Origin of the sequence: Paenibacillus xylanexedens (assembly GCF_007676705.1) — a bacterium.
In the GTDB taxonomy this organism is placed as follows: domain Bacteria; phylum Bacillota; class Bacilli; order Paenibacillales; family Paenibacillaceae; genus Paenibacillus; species Paenibacillus xylanexedens_C.
Genome location: NZ_VEBF01000163.1, coordinates 1 through 305, shown reverse-complemented (window position 1 = coordinate 305; position 305 = coordinate 1). Strand labels below are relative to the sequence as shown.

The following is a 305-nucleotide window of genomic DNA, read 5'->3' as shown; positions in this document are numbered from 1 at the left end:
ATCATCAGCACCGTCTACCTCTTCCTCCTCATTTCATCAGAACCTCTTACCCTCACTTTCTATCCACTCTTCAAATCAATTGCCGATCTCACCCCATCACATTCCTACACCCCAAATCTCACACTTCCACCCACCTTCAACCCCCCATTAACTTCTTCCAGCCTCCTCCTTTCACCAACAACCATTTCCTTCCCCAACTCATCCACACAACCCCCTCCAATCTTCATACCCATAATACTTACATTCTCTCCCTCTACCCCCTCTACCCCTTCAAATCCTTCCACCAACCCTTTCTACCCTCAATC

The 305-nt window shown here is 47.9% G+C and carries 1 protein-coding gene; it reads right to left on the bottom strand.

The features are described from left to right. Positions 1 to 104 precede the first annotated feature (104 nt). Positions 105 to 284 (bottom strand): hypothetical protein, encoded by a 180-nt coding sequence (locus tag FS628_RS30380; protein WP_145326668.1) that lies wholly within the window; start codon positions 282 to 284, stop codon positions 105 to 107. Positions 285 to 305: the final 21 nt, after the last annotated feature.